This window comes from Micromonospora sp. NPDC049004, from assembly GCF_040649315.1.
Classification (GTDB): Bacteria; Actinomycetota; Actinomycetes; order Mycobacteriales; family Micromonosporaceae; genus Micromonospora.
In genome coordinates, this window is record NZ_JBEZFG010000002.1 from 723,185 (window position 1) to 739,687 (window position 16,503).

Sequence of the window (16,503 nt, forward strand, 5' to 3'; positions counted from 1 at the left end):
GCCGCCGGAGGACGACAGCGCGACGGCCGGCGACCGGCGAGGGCTCAGCGCATCCGGGAGACGATCGCCGTGTCGTAGGCGCCGGAGAGGAACTCGTCGTTCTCCAGCAACTCGGCGAAGAAGGGCAGGTTGTTCTTCGGGCCGACGATCTGGAACCCGGCGACAGCGTCCCGCGCGCGGGCGATCACCTCGTCACGACTGGCACCACTGATGATCAGCTTGGCCAGCAGGCTGTCGTAGAACGGGGTGACGGTGTTGCCCTCGGTGTAGCCGGAGTCCACCCGGATGCCCTCGCCGGTGGGCTCCACCCAGGTCGTGACCTTGCCGGGGCCGGGCAGGAAACGCTTCGGGTCCTCGGCGTTGATCCGCAGCTCGATGGCGTGCCCACTCGGCGCGAGCGCGTCCGGGTCGAACATCGGCGCCAGGCCGGCAGCCACCCGCAGCTGCTCCTCCACCAGGTCGACGCCGTAGACGTACTCGGTCACCGGGTGCTCCACCTGAAGCCGCGTGTTCATCTCCAGGAAGAAGAACTCACCGGTGCTCGGATCGAGCAGACACTCGACAGTGCCGGCGTTGCGGTAGTTCACCGCCTCACCGGCCCGCACGGCCGCCGCCAGCAGGCGTGCGCGCAGCTCAGGTGAGACCGCCGGGGACGGCGACTCCTCGACCAGCTTCTGGTTGCGCCGCTGCACCGAGCACTCCCGCTCGCCGAGCGCCACCACCCGACCGTCGGCCAGGCCGAGGATCTGCACCTCGACGTGGCGCACCCGGGGGAAGTACCGCTCGATCAACACCGAACCGTCGCCGAACATCCGCTCGGCGAACGCGCGCACCTTGTCGTACTCGGTGCGCAGCGCGGCCTCGTCGACGGCCACCCCCATGCCCATGCCCCCGCCGCCGGCCGCGGCCTTGACCATCACCGGGTAGCCGATCTCGGCGGCGGCCGTCACCGCCGCGTCCAGGTCGGCGGCCGGGTCGGTGGTGCCGGGCGCGACCGGGACGCCGGCCGCCGCCATCAGGTTCCGAGCGTTGATCTTGTCGCCCATCGCGGCGATCGCGTCCGCGCCGGGCCCGACCCAGATCAGGCCGCTCGCCTCGACGGTACGGGCGAAGTCGGCGTTCTCCGACAGGAACCCGTAGCCCGGGTGGATGGCCTGCGCGCCTGTCGACTTCGCGGCGGCGAGGATCGCCTCGACGTTGCGGTAGCTCTGGGCCGGGTTCGGCGGGCCGATGAGGACGGCCTCGTCCGCCTCGGCGACGAAGGGCAGGTCGGCGTCGGCCTCCGAGTACACCGCGATCGCGCGGATGCCGAGCCGCTTGGCGGTCCGGATGACCCGGCGGGCGATCTCGCCCCGATTGGCGACCAGCAGTGACTCGATCATGTTTCCTCCCGGCGTCCGGATGTTGGGACGATGCCAGGGAACCACGACCGGCCCACTCCTGACGAGCCGGGGCTCAGACGCGCAGCGCGGCGGGGCTCAGAGCCGCAGCGCGACCGGGATCAGAGCCGCAGCGCGGTCGGGCTCAGGCGAGCAGCGCGGCCAGGGTCGCGCCGCGCAGCAGCTCGGCGCGACGCCGTCGGTCCACCTCGCCGCCCAGGAACGGGGTCGAGTTCATCAGGCCGAACGCGGCGTGCGCCAACACCCGCGCCTCACCGTCGGGCATGCCCGGGTGCAGCGCGGTCAGCACCGTCACCCACTCCTCGACGTACATCCGCTGCAGGCGGCGGATCCGTCGTCGCGGCTCCTCCGGCAGGCGGTCCAGCTCGTGCAGGTGCAGCGCGATCACCGCCGGGTTGGCCAGCGCGAACTCGACGTGGAAGTCGATCAGCGACTCCAACACGCCCCGCGGGTCGTCCGGATGCCCGGCGGCGCGTTCCCGACCGCCGGCCAACAACCCGTCGCTCACCGGGATCAGCGCCGCGGCCAGCATCGCCTCCTTGCCGGCGAAGTGGTGGTAGAGCGCGGGGCCGGTCACCCCGGCTGCCGCACCGATGTCGTCCATCGACACGCCGTGATAGCCACGGGCGGCGAACAGACCGACCGCGATCTCCAGGATCTCGTCCTTGCGGGACCGGCGCCGGCCCGCACCCGCCGCACCCCGTGCCTGCTGCTCCACCGTCACCGGGCAAGCGTAGACCGCGAGCTGACCGCGGTGGGGCGGCGGTTACCGGTCGGTTGCGCGCGCCACGCCACCGGCCGGCACCCGCTCGGGCGGGGCCGACCGGTCGGCGCAGAGGTCACTCGTCCGGGTCGAGGTCGTGCTCCGCGCGCAGCGCTGCGGCGTCCGCCTGTCGGTCCAGCAGGTCCAGGGCGCGGGCCAGCAGCCAGGCCGTCTGGCGGACCGGTCGCGAGCCGGCCGGGAGCCCACCGAGTACGCGGCGCAGCAGCGGCTCCGCCTCGGCCGGCCGGTCCAGGCGCAGCAGCAGCTCACCGACGAGGACCTCGACCTGCGCCGCCTCGCCGAACGCCTCGATCGACCGCAGCCGGTCCGGCACACCCGCGAGCCGGTCCAACGCCTCGTCCGGCCGCCCCTCGCCGACCAGCACCCGCGCACCGGCCTCGGCCGCCATCGCCAGCTCGTAGATCACCGGTGGCTCCGGCTCCGGCTGCCCGGCCACCGCGGCCGCCAACCCGTCCATCACCTCGACGGCACGCACCGCCGCCGGTCGGTCGTCGGACCAGAACCAGGCGTACGCCTCCCGCCGACGGGCACGCAGCTCGTCCAACGGCAGGTCGGCCAGCCGGTACGCCGTGGCGGCGGCGGCGAACCGCTCGGCGGCAACCGCATCCCGGTCGGCGTCGTAGAGGATCCCGCCGGCCTCCTCCAGCACCTGTGCCCGGTGCGGGAGGTTGTCCGGGCCGTCCAGGTTGGTGGACAACTGCTCCAGCAGGGCCAGTGCCGGATCGATCTCGCCGAGCCCGGCGTACACGCCGGCCAGCAGGTGCCGGCAGCGGTCGGCCTCCGCCTGAGCGCCCAGCCGGTCCAGGCCGAGCACTGCCTCCTCGGCGACCTCGGCCGCCTCGGCGAGTCGGCCCACCACCCGGTACGCGTTCGCCAGTTCCCAGCGCAGGAACGCGTCCCCCTCGGCGCCGCGCTCCACGCAGAGCGTCACCGCCTCGACGAAATCGTCCACCGCGTCGGCGGCCCGACCGGCGGAGAGCAGCGCCCGCGCGCGGGCGACCCGCACGGGCAGCTCCGCGTCCGCCGGCGCCACACGCAGCGCCTCGTCGCAGGCGGCCACCGCGTCGGCCGGGTCGTCGACAGTCCGCGCCCACGCCAGGCAGGCCGCCGTGAGCAGTTCGCCGATGGCCAGCTCGCGACCGATGCCGCGGGCCTCCTCGGCGGCGGCGCGGGCCTCGTCGACGCGGTCGGACTGCTCCAGCAGGTGCGCCCGGTGCAGCGCCATCCGAGCCGCCAGGTGCCGGTCGCCACCCGCGTCGGCGGGTGCCCGGTCCAGCGCCGCCAGGGCGTCCGCCCACCGTTGCTGGTGCAGCAGCGCCAACGCGAGCCGGTCGTGCGCCGCGGCCCGCTGCCGGGCGTCACCGAGCCGGTCCAGCACCTCGGCGGCCTCCCGGACCAGCGCGAGCCCCTCCTCGGCGTGCTCGTCGGTGCTGGTCAGCAGCACGCCGAGCCGCCCGGCGACCACCTGGGCGGGCACCTCCTCACCCGCCGAGCGGTACAGGTCCAGCGCCTCGCGGTTCAGCTCGACCGCGCCCTCGATGTCGTCCTCGTCGCCGCGCTCGGCGGCCCGCAACGCCAGCCGGTGCGCGACCGTGCGCGCCGGCAGGTCGGTGGTGCCGAACCGCTCGTCGCACGCGGCCAGCGCCGCCCGGAACGTGGCCCGGTCGTGTCGGCCCCAGCTCTCCTCGGCGAGGGTCAGCAACCCGTCGGCGTCGGCGTCGGCGGGCAGGGCGGCGGTGGCCGCGCCGTCCCGCTCCCGGGCAGGTCGGTCGGCGGGCGCGGACGCGGCCGCACCGGGAGCGACTGTCGGTTCGTCCCCGGTCGGGCGGGCCGGACGGCGGCGGACGCTCGCGGAGAGCGGCAGGTGCTCGCCGCCGGGCCGTACGGCGAGCCGGCGGGCGATCCACTCCGACTGGTGGGTGGTGCCGTTGCGGGTGTCGAAGCGGGCGGCCAGCCCGGTCGCGGTAGCGGCCAACTCGTCGGCAAGCGTGGGCGCGGGCACCTCGGCGGCTGGCCGGCCCTCGGCGGCCCGGCGGTACACCGTCGCCGCACCCGCCTGACGCAGCGCGGCGGCGGCGGTCGCCGCGAAGTGCATGGCGGCTGCCGGCGACGGTGGCCGGTCCAGCCAGTCCAGGTGCCGCTCGACCAGCTCGACCGCCCGCGCCTCGTTGCCGGTCAGCGTGCAGAACTCGATGTGGTCGCCGATGTCCCACAGGTCGGCGAGGTTGCCGCGCAGCTTGCGGTACGCCTCCCGGTGCGCGTCGCGGGCCGACTCACCGCGACCGGTACGCAGGAAGGGCAGAAGGAGCGCCGTGAGGATCGCCTGCGGCTGCTCGGTGCAGGTAAGTCTGCCGGCGAGCACCGGCTCGGCAAGTGCCACGGCCTCGGCGTCCCGCCCGGTGTCGGCGAGGTAGCCCACCTGGCTCGTCGGGTCACAGCCGGCGCAGTCGGACAGCTCGTCGCGGGGCGTGGTCTGCCAGAGCCGGTACCAGTGCGCGGCGGCCTCGGCGTCGCCCACGTGGTCGGCGACCCGGAACCGGTGCTTGTGGACGGTCTGGAGACTGTGCCCGCCGGCGCGATAACGGCGCTCCATGTCGTCGAGCACCGCGTACGTGCGGTCCAGCGGCACCTCGGGGAACTTCAGCAGGCCGGACACCATGTACTTGAAGTGCCACAGCAACTGGTGCAGGTGGCGCTGGTGGTAGGGCTGCGGGTCGCGGTCGAACTCGGACAGGCACCAGGAGAAGGTCACGAACGACTTCGCCGGCTCACCGCCGTAGACGTACCCGGTGGTGGCCTGCATGCGGGTGACGAAGGCGAGGTGCCGGTCGTCGGCGGCGTCGACCCGACGCAGCAGTTGCTCCAGCGCGGCGATCTGCCCCGCCCCGTACGGCATGTCGGCGATGCCACGCAGCACCCGCCACAGGTCCTCGTCGCTCATTGTCACTCCCGTCCCGGCACGGCCCGGCCGAGCAGGCCGAGGAAGGAATCGTTCAGCAGCGCGGCGTCGGCCGCGCGGATCGGATGGTGGCCGAGCAGCAGCGCCTGCCCGTACAGCGCCTCGATGGCGAGGCCGACCAGCTCCGGGTCGCCGAGCATCGTGACCCGCCGGACCAGCGGGTTGCGGTGGTTGAGCACCAGTTGCGGGCGGTCCGGTGGGGCGGTGGCGGCGAGCGCGTCGAGCACTCCGCCCCACAGCTCGTCGGCGCGGTCGCGGCTGGCGGCGAGCTGGTCGTTGAACGCCGCCGACCGGCTGACCAGGTACAGCGCGGGCAGCGAAACCGGGTCGTACGCCCGAATGACCACCTCGCAGCCGGACCGCTCGACGGCCCGCTGCGCGGCGGTGAGGAACGGCCGCAGCGCCAGTTCGACAGGCGGGTCGAGGGCCTCGAACCGGGTGGTGAGGTCGCTCGGCTCCAGCCGTTCGATCAGCACCGACCGGTCCACCGCCGGCAGCCGCTCGATCAGCTCGGTGTCGTACGTGTAGCCGGCGTTCACCACCGCCAGGTCCTGTGCGGCGGCCACCGCGGCGAGTTGGCGGAACTCGTCGAGGCTGGCCGCGTAGCGGACCACCCCGTGGCGTTCCCGGAACTCGGCGAGCGTGAGCGTGCCGACGTTGGTGTCCATCGGCCACCACCTGTCGACGAGCCGCAGCATCTCGTCGTCGTGCAGCGCCAGCGCCTTCACGCCGAGGTGGTGCACCTGGAGGAACTCGGCCAGCCGGTGCGGGTCGTGCCGCGCCAGCCGGACCAGCCAGCCGCGTACCTGGTCGCCGAGCGCTTCCCGGGTCGCGGTCAGGAGGGTGTCCTCGTAGAGAGCTTCGCGGCTGGCCGTCGGGCGCAGCTCGGTCGCGTCGATGACGCAGTGCGCGAAGAACGCCCAGTCCGGCAGCAGGCTGTCGGCGTTCTCGGTGAGCAGCATCCGCTTGAGGTAGACGCGGTGCCCGGCCCGGGCCGCCGGGTTCACCGGGGTGGGCAGGATGACTGCGACACCGGTCAGCCCCGCCTCCGGCACGGCCAGCGGCAGCACGTCGAACGGCTCCACGCCGAGCGTCTCCCGGGCGTACCTGATCAGCGCCGCGCGGTCGAGCGGTGCCCCCGGCGCGCTCGCCCACGGGGGTTCGCCGGTGGTCGTGACCGTGTCGCCGACCCGGACGGTGACCGGCAGCAGCGAGCCGAAGAGCCGCGCCAGGTCGGTGACGGTCGGGGTGGCGAACCACTGGTCGGCGTCGCGGCGGGGCACCAGCGTGACAGTGGTGCCCGGCTCGACGCGGGCGGCCTCCGGCGGGGCCACGGTCACGGCGTAGCGGCCGTCGGCGTACCCGGTCCACCGGACCGTGGGGTTGTCGCCGTGCCGGGTGAGCACCTGGATCTCGTCGGCGACGAGGAAGCAGGAGAGCAGGCCGATGCCGAACTGGCCGAGGAACTCGTGCCGGGAGAAGCCCAGTTCGTCGCGCTTGGAGCTGCGACCGATGGTGGCCAGCAGCTCGTGCACCTGCGCCTCGGTCAGCCCGATGCCGGTGTCGTGCACCCGCAGGGTGCCGTCGCCGGTGATCTCCGGTGGTTCGATGCGGACCAGCGCCGGCGCGTCCGGATCGGTCGTACGCCGGGCGGTGATCGCGTCGACGGCGTTCTGGAGCAGCTCACGGACGTAGACCCGTGGGCTGCCGTAGAGGTGATGGCTGAGCAGGTCGACCACGCCACGCAGGTCGACCTGGAAAGTGTGGTCCACGCCTGAGTTCTCCCCGGTCCCGATGCCGGCGCCCACCGTACCGATGATCACCGACGGCTCGCGTCCCCCTTTCGCCCGGCGGCTTGACCCTCGACCCGGTCGAGAGGGCACGTTCGGCGGCATGACCTCCTCCGCTCTGGGCCGGGACTTCCGGCTGCTCTGGTCCGCCGCGGTCTCGTCCCGGTTCGGGGACGCACTGCGTACGCCGGCTCTGGCCCTGCTGGCCGCCACCGTGACCCGGGACCCTCGGATCATCGCGGCGGTCACCGTGGCCGGGCAGCTGCCCCCGCTGCTCTTCGGTCTGCTCGGCGGCGTGTACGCGGACCGCTGGGACCGCCGGCGGACGATGGCCTGCATCGACGGCGTACGCGCGGCGGTGGTGGCGGCGCTGGCCGTGGCGGTCGTCCTGGACCGGGCGACCGTCGTGACGCTGCTGGCGGCCGCGTTCCTCCTCGCCGCGCTGGGCTCCCTCTTCGACTCGGCCTCGTTCGCGCTGCTGCCCACCGTCGTGTCGCCGGCCGCGCTGCCCCGGGCGAACGGACGGCTCCAGGCGGGGAGCGCGGTGGCCGGCGGTTTCCTCGGTGCGCCGGCCGCCGGCGTCCTCTTCGCCGCAGCCCCCGCCCTGCCGTTCGCTCTGGACGCGGTCACCTTCGCGGTGGCAGCCCTGCTCGTGCTGGCCCTCACTCCGACGTCCGCCGTGAGCACGGGGTCGGCTGTCCGACGCCTGTCGGTGTGGAGCGAGATCGCCGAGGGTGTGCGGTGGCTGCGCGGCGACCGGACACTGTGGCGGGTCACCCTGCTGGCCGCCGCGAGCAACCTGGCGATCAGCGGTCTCATGGCGGTGATGGTGCTCTACGCGTTGGACGTGCTGCGCGTGCCGCCGGCCGGATACGGACTGTTCGCTGCGGGTGCCGTTCTCGGCGGCGTGGGCGGGGCGCTCGCCGCGGGACGGCTCGCCGCCCGGCTCGGTACGGTGCCCGCGCTGCGGTTGGTGCTCGCCGTGCAGACCGTCGCGCTTGTCGTGTTCGCGCTGGCCCGGCAACCGGTGTCGGGCGGGATCGCCCTGGCCGTCTTCGCCGCCGGCACTGTCGTGTGGAACAGCCTGTCGGCGTCGTACGGGCAGCGGCACGTGCCGCGCGGGCTGCTCGGTCGGGTCGGTGCCGCGCAGCGGATGGTCGGGTTGCTCACCGCACCCGTCGGCGCGGCGCTCGCCGGCCTGGCCGCCGCCGCGTACGGGACGGTGCCGGTGGCGGGCGCCGCGGCCGGCACGTTCGCGCTTGTCACGCTGGTGGCGTGGCGGACGCTCCGGCCGGTCGCGTCGGCACCGCCGGTCGTCGCCCCCACCGACGACAGCACAGCACCCCAGCCGTCGCGCTGAGCAGCACGTCGTGCACCTCAGCCCGCGCGGCGTTCGGCGTGGGACAGCCCGGACAGGCGCAGCGCGATCCGCTGCCGGACCGGGGGTACGGCCCCGAGCAGCCGGAGCAGCGCGTCTCGGGCCGGTCGGCGGGCCGGGGAGGTGGTGGCCAGCCGGGTCAGCCCGGCGGCGAAACTCACCACGTCCTCGGCCATCGGGCGCTGCCGCGCGGTGTAGTCGTCGAGCAGCGTCTCCGGGCCACCGGCGAGCACCTCGGCAAGGGCCGTGCCGAGGGCCACCGCATCGCAGATGCCGAGGTTCATGCCCTGCCCGCCGGCGGGGCTGTGCACGTGGCCGGCGTCCCCGGCCAGCAGCACCGGCCCGGCCCGGAAGGTGTCGGCGATCCGGTGGTGCACCCGGAACCGGGAACCCCACAGCACCTCGGTCACCCGATCGGGCCGGCGGGTCGGACCGCGCTCGTCGAGCAGCGCCTGGAGGTACGCCGCGTCCGGCTCGGGCGGTGCTGTCGGCACGGCGGCGACCAGCCGGACCACGCCGCCCGGCAGTGGCGCCCAGACCAGCGGCCCGGGGCGGGCGAGGAACAGCGCGGCCTCGTCGCGGGGCAGCGCGCTGTCGACCCGTACGTCGGCGAGCACGAAGGACTCCTCGTCGCTGGGGCCGGCGAAGCCGATGCCGGCCGCCTGCCGGACGGTGCTGTGCAGGCCGTCCGCGCCGACCACGTACCGGGCGCGCAGGTCGGTGCCGTCGACCCGCGCGAGCACCCCGGTGGCGGTCACGCTCAGGTCGGTCAGCCGGCACGGCCGTCGTACCCGGACGCCGAGGTCGGCCAACTGCCCGACGAGCACGGCCTCGGTGACCGCCTGGGAGATCAGCAGCGCGTAGGGGAACCGGGACGGCAGCCGGTGGAACGGCACCGACAGCAGCGTCCGGTCCCGGTCGCGGACCGTGAAACGCGGCGCACGCACCCCCTGGGCCACCAGTGGCGCCGCGACGCCGATCCGGTCCAGCACCTCCAGGGTGTACGCGTGCACGACTGCCGCGCGAGACGTCTGTGGCGGTTCGGCCTGCTGGTCCAGCACTGTCACGTCGACCCCGCGCCGGGCCAGCGTCAGTGCGGCGGCGAGGCCGGTGGGGCCGGCACCCACCACCAGGACGTCGGTGCTCGTGGGGAGCATGGCCACCTCCGCGACGACTGTTGCCAACGGGTGTTGGCAAACGGTTGTTGGCAACGCTAGGACCACTGTCGTTGTGTGTCAACAGCCGTTGGCATACGGTCGTTGGCATGACCGCGCCCGCCCACCCGACCCAGCCGCGCCGCTCGGACGCCACCCGCGCGGCGATCCTGCGCGCCGCCCGCGAGCGGTTCGCCGCCGACGGATACGAGCGCGCCACGATCCGGGCCATCGCCGCCGACGCCCGGATCGACCCGTCGATGGTCATGCGGTACTACGGCAGCAAGGAGGGCCTGTTCGCGGCGGCGGCCGAGTTCGACCTCCGTCTGCCCGACCTGACCGCCGTGTCGCCCGAGCAGCTCGGCGAGGTGCTGGTGCGGCACTTCCTCGTCCGGTGGGAGGGCGACGAGACGCTTGTGGCGCTGCTGCGGGCCGCCAGCACCAACCCGGGCGCTGCCGAACGGATGCGCGGCATCTTCGCCGACCAGCTCACCGCGGCAGTGGCCGCCTTCGGCACCGACCCGGCGCTGACCGCCCGACGTGCCGGCCTGGTGGCGAGCCAGATCCTGGGCCTCGCCTTCACCCGCTACGTCGTCCGGCTCCCACCGATGGTGGACGCCGAGCCCGAGGAGCTGGTCTCCTGGATCGCGCCGACCCTCCAGCGCTACCTGACCGGGCTGCCGCAGACCTGACCCAACCTTTTCCCCCTCCCCATGCGTCTGTCGGGTGACGCGCACCATGGCGGCCGGAAGGGGTGCGGATGGGATCGACGGCGAACGACGGCCGCGACGGCTACCTCGCCTTCGTGGAGAGCAACCAGCACCGTCTGCTGCGTGCGGCCTTCCTGATCTGTGGCAACCGGCACCAGGCCGAGGACCTTCTCCAGGACGCCCTGCTGAAGCTGGCGCTGCGCTGGCCCTCGGTCCGCGACGGTGATCCCGCCGCGTATGTGCGGGCCATCCTCTACCGCGACGCGGTGTCGTGGTGGCGGCGTCGACGCCGGGAATGGCTCAGCGCCGCACCGCCGGAGCAGGTGGCCCCCGACCGGGACGGCGCGCTGCGGCTCACCCTGCACGACGCGCTGGGGCTGCTGCCGCCCCGGCAGCGGGCCGTGCTGGTGCTGCGCTACTACGAGGACCTGACCGAGGTCGCCACCGCGGAGGCGCTCGGGGTGACCGTCGGCACCGTGAAGAGCCAGTGCCACATGGCGCTGCGCCGGCTCCGCGAGGTCGCCCCCGATCTCACCGGAGATGGCCGACCGAGCCGGGGCGCGACCCGCTCCGACGACCCGACCGCCGGCCTGGAGGTGAACCAGTGAACGAGCAGGATCTGCGCCGACTGTTCGCCGTGAGCGTGGAGGACGTGCTGCCCAGCAGGCCCGCGACGGCCGGCTGGGACCGGGCGCGGCGCACGCGTCGTACCCGACGGGTGCTCGGCGCGGCCGTCCTGGCCGTGGCGCTGCTCGGCGGTGGCACGATGGCCGTCCGCCAACCGTCCCCCGATCCGCCCCTGAACCACACGGTGGCGCCGAGTGTCGAGCCCACCCATGCCGATCCCGTGCAGCGTCCGCCGGCCGAGCTGACGTTCCCACCCGATCCGCTGAACCGGCTGAGCGGCCCGGCGACCGTGCCGCTGTCCGAGCGACCGGTCCAGCGGGCGCTGGCGCTGTTCCAGCCCGTGGACGAGGAGAACCGCGCGGACGGCCCGGTCCGGATCCTCGGTGACGACGGTGTCGTGCGCGGTCTCGACGTGGTGACGCTGGCCCCCACCCGGGACGCCGGCGGCAACGAGGCGACCGCCGTGAAGCCGGGAGTCCTGTCGCCGGACGGCCGGTGGGCGGCCTTCGCGCAGACCAATGAGCTGATCATGGTGGATCTCACCACTGCGGGCGTACGCCGGATCCCGCTCGACGGCTACCTGGAGCTGGTGGTCTGGGCGCACGACCGGGTGCTGGTCGGCGGCGACAACCGGACGTACGCGGTGGAGCGCGACACCGAGGCGGCGGGCACCATCGACGTGTCGGCCTGGGACGTGGTGGCACCCGACCCGGAGGCCGGCCGCGAGGCGGCGCTGATCGAGCTGACCGGCGAACGGGGTGGCCTGACGCTGCGGAGTCGGAGCGCCCGCGAGGCCACGATCCGCTCCGAACAACGGATCACCCACGACGCGCTGCCCCCGCCGTACCAGGTCAACGAGTTCTACGGCCGGGGTTGGCTGCACGGCGGCCGGTTGGCGAGCGCCGCGTGGATCACCAGCAACGAGATCGACGGCGCCGAGGGGGTGGCCGTGCTGGACTCCCGTACCGGCGAGGTGACCCATCTGCTCGACCTCGGTCGGGAGCGTGGCAAGGGCTGCTGCCCGGTGCTGGGCTGGGACAACAAGGGCGCGGTGCTGCTCCGCCTGGAACCGGCCGCCCTCGCGCGGTGGGACCCGGAGACCGGCGAGATCACCGGGGTCATCCGGGACCTGCGCGGCGTGTTGGCGCTGGCCGGCTGAGGGCCGTCGAACGGGTCGAACGCTCAGCCGGCCAGCTCCCGCGCGACGCTCAGGCGGCGATGCCGCCGGGCTGGTCGCCCTTGACGACGGGTGCCCGGACCAGGTTGCCCCACTCCGTCCACGAGCCGTCGTAGTTGCGGACCTGCGGGTAGCCCAGCAGGTGCCGCAGCACGAACCAGGTGTGGCTGGACCGCTCGCCGATGCGGCAGTACGCGATCACGTCGTCGTCCGGGCTCAGCCCGAGCTGGTCGGCGTAGATGGCCTTCAGCTCGTCGGCGGACTTGAACGTGCCGTCCTCATTCGCGGCGGACTTCCACGGCTTGCTGACCGCGCCCGGGATGTGCCCGCCGCGCAGTGCGCCCTCCTGCGGGTAGTCGGGCATGTGCAGCATCTCGCCCGTGTACTCGCCCGGGGAGCGGACGTCGACAAGCGGCCGCCCCACGGCGATGTGCGCCATGACCTGCTCGCGGAACGCCCGCAGCGGCGCGTCGTCCCGCAGCGGCACGGGGTAGTCGGCGCGGGGCCGGGCCGGCTTGTCGCGGGTCACCTCGCGCCCTTCGGCGATCCACTTCTGCCGGCCGCCGTCGAGCAGGCGCACGTCCGCGTGGCCGAAGAGCGAGAACACCCAGAGGGCGTACGCGGCCCACCAGTTGAAGTTGTCGCCGTAGAAGACCACCGTGTCGCCCCGGCCGATGCCCTTCGCGGCACACATCTCGGCGAAGCTCGTGGCGTCGAGGTAGTCCCGGGTGACCTGGTCGTTCAGGTCGAGGTGCCAGTCGACCTTGACGGCACCGGGAATGTGACCGGATTCGTAGAGCAGGACGTCCTCGTCGGACTCGACCACGACGAGGCCCTCGTCGCCCAGGTGCTCGGCCAACCAGTCGGTGGTGACCAACCGCTGCGGGTCGGCGTACGACTGGAGGCGGGGATCAGGATCGTTCGGCACAGACATGATCCCCAAGGTACGCCGGATCGCCGCCCGCGACCGCTGTAACGGGCCCGGCCCACCACCGGGCACGGGATGGTGGGCCGGGCCACTGGGACGTACGTCTCCCAGCGCGTCTCGGTCAGTGCTTCGACGTGGTCTCCGGGGCGTCGGCGACCAGGAAGGTGTACGTCCGTTCCGGGGACGCCGTCCCGTCGGCGAAGAGGCTGCGAACGCTCAGGGTGTGCGTGCCGGCCTGCTCGGGGGTCCAGGTGACGATGGCGCTGCCATTGACGTCGGTGGCGATCCCCTGGTCGGGGCCGTCGTCGAAGCGGTACCGGAACTCGGTCGTGCCGGGCACCTCCGAGCTGATCCAGAAGTCACCCGGCTGACCCGGGCCACCGGCGGGGTAGCCGGGGTCGTAGAGGAAACCCTGGATCACCGGCAGCAGGTCACGCACGAAGAAGACGAAGCTGGTCGAGTCCGACTGGACTCCGTCCCGATTGACGCTCCACACCGTGAGGGAGGTGAAGCCCGGCTTGGTCGGCGTCCAGGTCACCGACGCGGTCCCGTCGGCTGCGGCGGCCACGGTGCTGGTCACGGTGCCGAAGCGGTAGCGGTAGCTGACCACGTCGGGCTGACGCGGGGTGAAGGTGAAGATCCCGGGAACACCCTGACCTCCGCTGGTGCCGCCCTGCTCGTAGACCGTCGCGGAGATCGTCGGAGCGGTGCTCAGCCGGAAGGTTCGCGTCGCCGTCGCGGTTACGCCGTCGGCGGTGACGCTGGTCACCGAGAGGGTGCGGTTGCCGGCCCGGGTCGCGGTGACGGTAAGCGTGGCGGTGCCGTCGGCCTCGGCCTGCACCGTCTGCTCCGGGTCGCCGTCCAGGTTGAAGCGGTAGCTGACCACCCCGGGCATCTGCGGCGCGACGGTGAACGTGGTCGGCACGCCGATCGCGGTCAGGTTGCCGGTGACGGTCGGCGCGACGTCGCTGGCCCGGAACTCGTAGCGGGACTCGGGCGAACGGTTTCCGGCCGCGTCCACGCTCACCACCGTGAGGCTGCTGGGCCCCGCGTCCGGGGTGATGGTGACCGTGGCCGTGCCGCCGGGGCGATCCGCCGACACCGTCCCCTCGACGCCTCCGTCGAGCCGGTACCGGAAGCCGACCGCGTCCGCCGCCGCACCGGCGTCGAAGGTGAACTGGCCGGGCAGCGCCGGATGCCAGCTCCCGTCGGCGGGGAAGTCGGTGGAGGAGACGATCGGCGCGGTCGCCGGGCCCTGGAAGTCGGTACGGAAGTAGCAGAGGCCGCTCCACCCACCGGTTGCCCGGCTGTCCGCCGCCCGCACCTGCCAGGCGTACACACGGTCGTGCGTCAGGGTGTCGCGGTCGAAGATGACGTTGGCCCGCTCGCCGTCCCGACCGTTTCCAATCCGCTCGACCCGGGCCGACGGCTCGTCGACCGGCCAGAGCGCGAAGGTGGTCGTCAGCATGTCGGTGCCACCGGAGGCGTTCTTGTCCTGGTCGTGCAGGATCGCCGAAAGCGCAAGATCACCGCTTCGCTGGAACTGGTAGGGCTCGGCAGTCGTGCACGGAGTGCCGGAGGTCTGCTGCTCGGTCGGCACGCCCGGCGGGTAGTTGAAGTCGATGGAGATGCCTGCCGCACTGGCGTAGCGGCGACCCAACGCGGGATTGGCCTCCGCCCCGGCCGGCAACCGGAGCGCCAGGGTGAGCGTCGAAGCGCCCTCGGCCACCGCCTGCCGCAACCCTTCGACCGCGTTCCACTCCACGTACGGCGCCGGGCAGCCGGCCTCGGCCGGCAGCGTGGTCGTGTGCAGCTTCGCCACCTCGACCGGCGGCTTCGCCCAACTCGACGTGGCGGTGTACGCCGCGGTGCGCCACAGCTCCACCGCCGGCCGCTTGGTGCAATCGATGACCGAGGTCTCCTTGACGGAGAACACGGCCGACTCGATCTCCGCCCCCCGGTAGCGGGAGATGTCGAACGTGAAGTAGGCGCGGGCCGTGTGCTTGCGCCCCTGGGCGTCCTTCCAGGACCCGACCGGCACGTCGCCGGCCTGGTCGATGGTGATCTTCGTGGGCCGGTGCGCGTCCGTGTAGGCCCACGAGGTGTTCTTCTCGTACCGCATGTCGTAGGCCGCGGCCGGCGTGGCCGTGAGCGTGAGCATCCCGCCAGCGACAGTCATGGACAGCGCTGTGGCCAGCAGGGCTCGGACCGGTCTTCCGGATGTCGTCGTGCTGCGCATGAGGGCCATCCCCCATCCACCTTTCCCCGATGTCCCCGCCTTCCGATCAGCGGGGGCAGCGGATGCTATCGGGGACGGGGGACATCGGGCGAACCCGATTCGATGAACGGCCTCCACAGAGGAGTTACAACGGTCCGTTCAGGCGCGACGGTGCGCGATCCGACCGGCGACCACGGTCACCAGGCAGGCGCCGTTGGCGTCGTGGACCGCCAGGTCGGCCCGCCCGCCCGGACGCAGCGTCGGTGCCACGGCGGCGGGCAGCACCAGCAGGTCGCTCCGGTCGACGGCGGCCCGCAGCACCGGGTCGGCCAGATGCTCGGCCAGCACCGCCGTCACCCCGATACGCAGCAACGCGTACACCCGTTCGCGTGGGGTGGGCGCCGCCGGCAGCGGGCCGTCGTGGAGCAGGCCCGGACCCAGTACGCCGGGCCATCGGCGTACCCGCACCCCCGCGTACGTCTCGCTCAGCTCGGCCAGCGGACCGACGGCCTCGACGCGGTCGCCGCCGACCAGCACGGCCTGGCCCGGCACCGGTTCGCCGTCGGGGGTACGCCGCAGCAGCGGCGCGGTGTGCAGAGTGCGCACGTTCAGTCGACGAGCGGGCCGAGCAGCGGACGCTTCGCCGTCACCGTGTCGCCGGACGACCGGCCGGTGAGTCGCCGCCTGATCCACGGGGCCAGGTGCTGCCCGGCCCAGCGCAGGTCGGCCGCGCGGGCGGCCAGCCACGGCGACGGCGCCGGGTGCGGCGGGACCATCAGCCACTCCTCGTCGCAGCCCACCCCGAGCGCGTTCAGCACCTGCCCGGCGACCCGCCGGTGCCCCGCCGCGGAGAGGTGCAGCCGGTCGGTGCTCCAGAGCATCGGGTTGAGGAACGTGTTGTCGGCGTACAGGTCGACCAGGATCGCGCCGTGCCGCTCGGCGGTCTCACCGACCGCCTGGTTGAGCAGCTCCACCCGGGGGGCGACGAGACGCTGACCGGGCAGCCGCGCCATCACGTCCGCGAACCGGAAGAGCAGCACGTCCGCGCCACCCGAGCGCAGCTGCCGGACGACCTCGTCGAAGCGGGAGACCAACGTGTCCGGGTCGAAGGTGCGGCGCAGCACGTCGTTGCCGCCGGCCGCGAAGCTGATGAGGTCGGGCTTCATCGCCACCGCCGAGGGCACCTGCTCGGCCACCACGCTGGGGAAGAGCCGGCCCCGGATGGCCAGGTTCGCGTACCGGAAGTCGGGGCCCGCCTCGGCGGCGAGACGGGTCGCCACCAGATCCGCCCAGCCCCGGTAGGTGCCGTCCGGGTACGCGTCGTCCATACCTTCGGTGAAGCTGTCCCCGACCGCGACAAAACTGCGCCAGCGCACCC

13 protein-coding genes are annotated in these 16,503 nt (G+C 73.5%); 4 read left to right on the forward strand and 9 right to left on the reverse strand.

The features are described 5' to 3' along the window. Window positions 1-44: 44 nt before the first annotated feature. The 4 genes from AB0B97_RS08180 to AB0B97_RS08195 form a co-directional block, all read right to left on the reverse strand. Window positions 45-1,382: a biotin carboxylase N-terminal domain-containing protein gene (locus AB0B97_RS08180; RefSeq protein ID WP_357491648.1), complete on the reverse strand. Its 1,338-nt coding sequence runs from the start codon at window positions 1,380-1,382 to the stop codon at window positions 45-47. 142 nt (window positions 1,383-1,524) lie between these two features. Beyond that, entirely contained in the window at window positions 1,525-2,124 is a 600-nt protein-coding gene (locus tag AB0B97_RS08185; protein WP_357491650.1) for a TetR/AcrR family transcriptional regulator, read from the reverse strand. A 115-nt stretch (window positions 2,125-2,239) separates the two neighbouring features. Then, a complete protein-coding gene (locus AB0B97_RS08190; protein ID WP_357491652.1) occupies window positions 2,240-5,125 on the reverse strand; it encodes a hypothetical protein in 2,886 nt (961 codons plus the stop codon). A gap of 2 nt (window positions 5,126-5,127) precedes the next feature. Further along, the gene (locus tag AB0B97_RS08195; protein WP_357491654.1) at window positions 5,128-6,915 is read right to left on the reverse strand and encodes an HSP90 family protein; all 1,788 of its coding nucleotides are present in this window, start codon (window positions 6,913-6,915) and stop codon (window positions 5,128-5,130) included. A gap of 121 nt (window positions 6,916-7,036) precedes the next feature. Between AB0B97_RS08195 and AB0B97_RS08200 the strand changes: the two genes are divergently transcribed. Then, window positions 7,037-8,293 (forward strand): MFS transporter, encoded by a 1,257-nt coding sequence (locus AB0B97_RS08200; RefSeq protein WP_357491656.1) that lies wholly within the window; start codon window positions 7,037-7,039, stop codon window positions 8,291-8,293. 17 nt (window positions 8,294-8,310) lie between these two features. On the opposite strand, the gene AB0B97_RS08205 is transcribed toward AB0B97_RS08200, so the two are convergent. After that, the gene (locus AB0B97_RS08205) at window positions 8,311-9,468 is read right to left on the reverse strand and encodes an FAD-dependent oxidoreductase (RefSeq protein ID WP_357491658.1); all 1,158 of its coding nucleotides are present in this window, start codon (window positions 9,466-9,468) and stop codon (window positions 8,311-8,313) included. Between the two features lie 107 nt (window positions 9,469-9,575). Here AB0B97_RS08205 and AB0B97_RS08210 point away from each other — a divergent pair, with 107 nt between their 5' ends. From AB0B97_RS08210 to AB0B97_RS08220, 3 genes are all read left to right on the forward strand, one after another. Further along, entirely contained in the window at window positions 9,576-10,157 is a 582-nt protein-coding gene (locus tag AB0B97_RS08210; RefSeq protein WP_234584478.1) for a TetR family transcriptional regulator, read from the forward strand. A gap of 68 nt (window positions 10,158-10,225) precedes the next feature. Next, window positions 10,226-10,783 (forward strand): SigE family RNA polymerase sigma factor, encoded by a 558-nt coding sequence (locus AB0B97_RS08215; protein ID WP_234584477.1) that lies wholly within the window; start codon window positions 10,226-10,228, stop codon window positions 10,781-10,783. Next, on the forward strand, window positions 10,780-11,961 hold the full coding sequence (locus AB0B97_RS08220; RefSeq protein WP_357491661.1) for a hypothetical protein: 1,182 nt from the start codon (window positions 10,780-10,782) through the stop codon (window positions 11,959-11,961). The genes AB0B97_RS08215 and AB0B97_RS08220 overlap by 4 nt, the downstream gene beginning before the upstream one ends. Window positions 11,962-12,010: 49 nt before the next feature. Here the strand turns inward: AB0B97_RS08220 and AB0B97_RS08225 are convergent, their stop codons facing one another. The 4 genes from AB0B97_RS08225 to AB0B97_RS08240 form a co-directional block, all read right to left on the reverse strand. Next, on the reverse strand, window positions 12,011-12,913 hold the full coding sequence (locus AB0B97_RS08225) for a sulfurtransferase (protein WP_234584475.1): 903 nt from the start codon (window positions 12,911-12,913) through the stop codon (window positions 12,011-12,013). 115 nt (window positions 12,914-13,028) lie between these two features. Beyond that, window positions 13,029-15,086: a hypothetical protein gene (locus AB0B97_RS08230; RefSeq protein WP_357491663.1), complete on the reverse strand. Its 2,058-nt coding sequence runs from the start codon at window positions 15,084-15,086 to the stop codon at window positions 13,029-13,031. Between the two features lie 198 nt (window positions 15,087-15,284). Next, entirely contained in the window at window positions 15,285-15,731 is a 447-nt protein-coding gene (locus AB0B97_RS08235) for a hypothetical protein (protein WP_357491665.1), read from the reverse strand. Between the two features lie 2 nt (window positions 15,732-15,733). Then, window positions 15,734-16,501: an SGNH/GDSL hydrolase family protein gene (locus tag AB0B97_RS08240; protein WP_234584472.1), complete on the reverse strand. Its 768-nt coding sequence runs from the start codon at window positions 16,499-16,501 to the stop codon at window positions 15,734-15,736. Window positions 16,502-16,503: the final 2 nt, after the last annotated feature.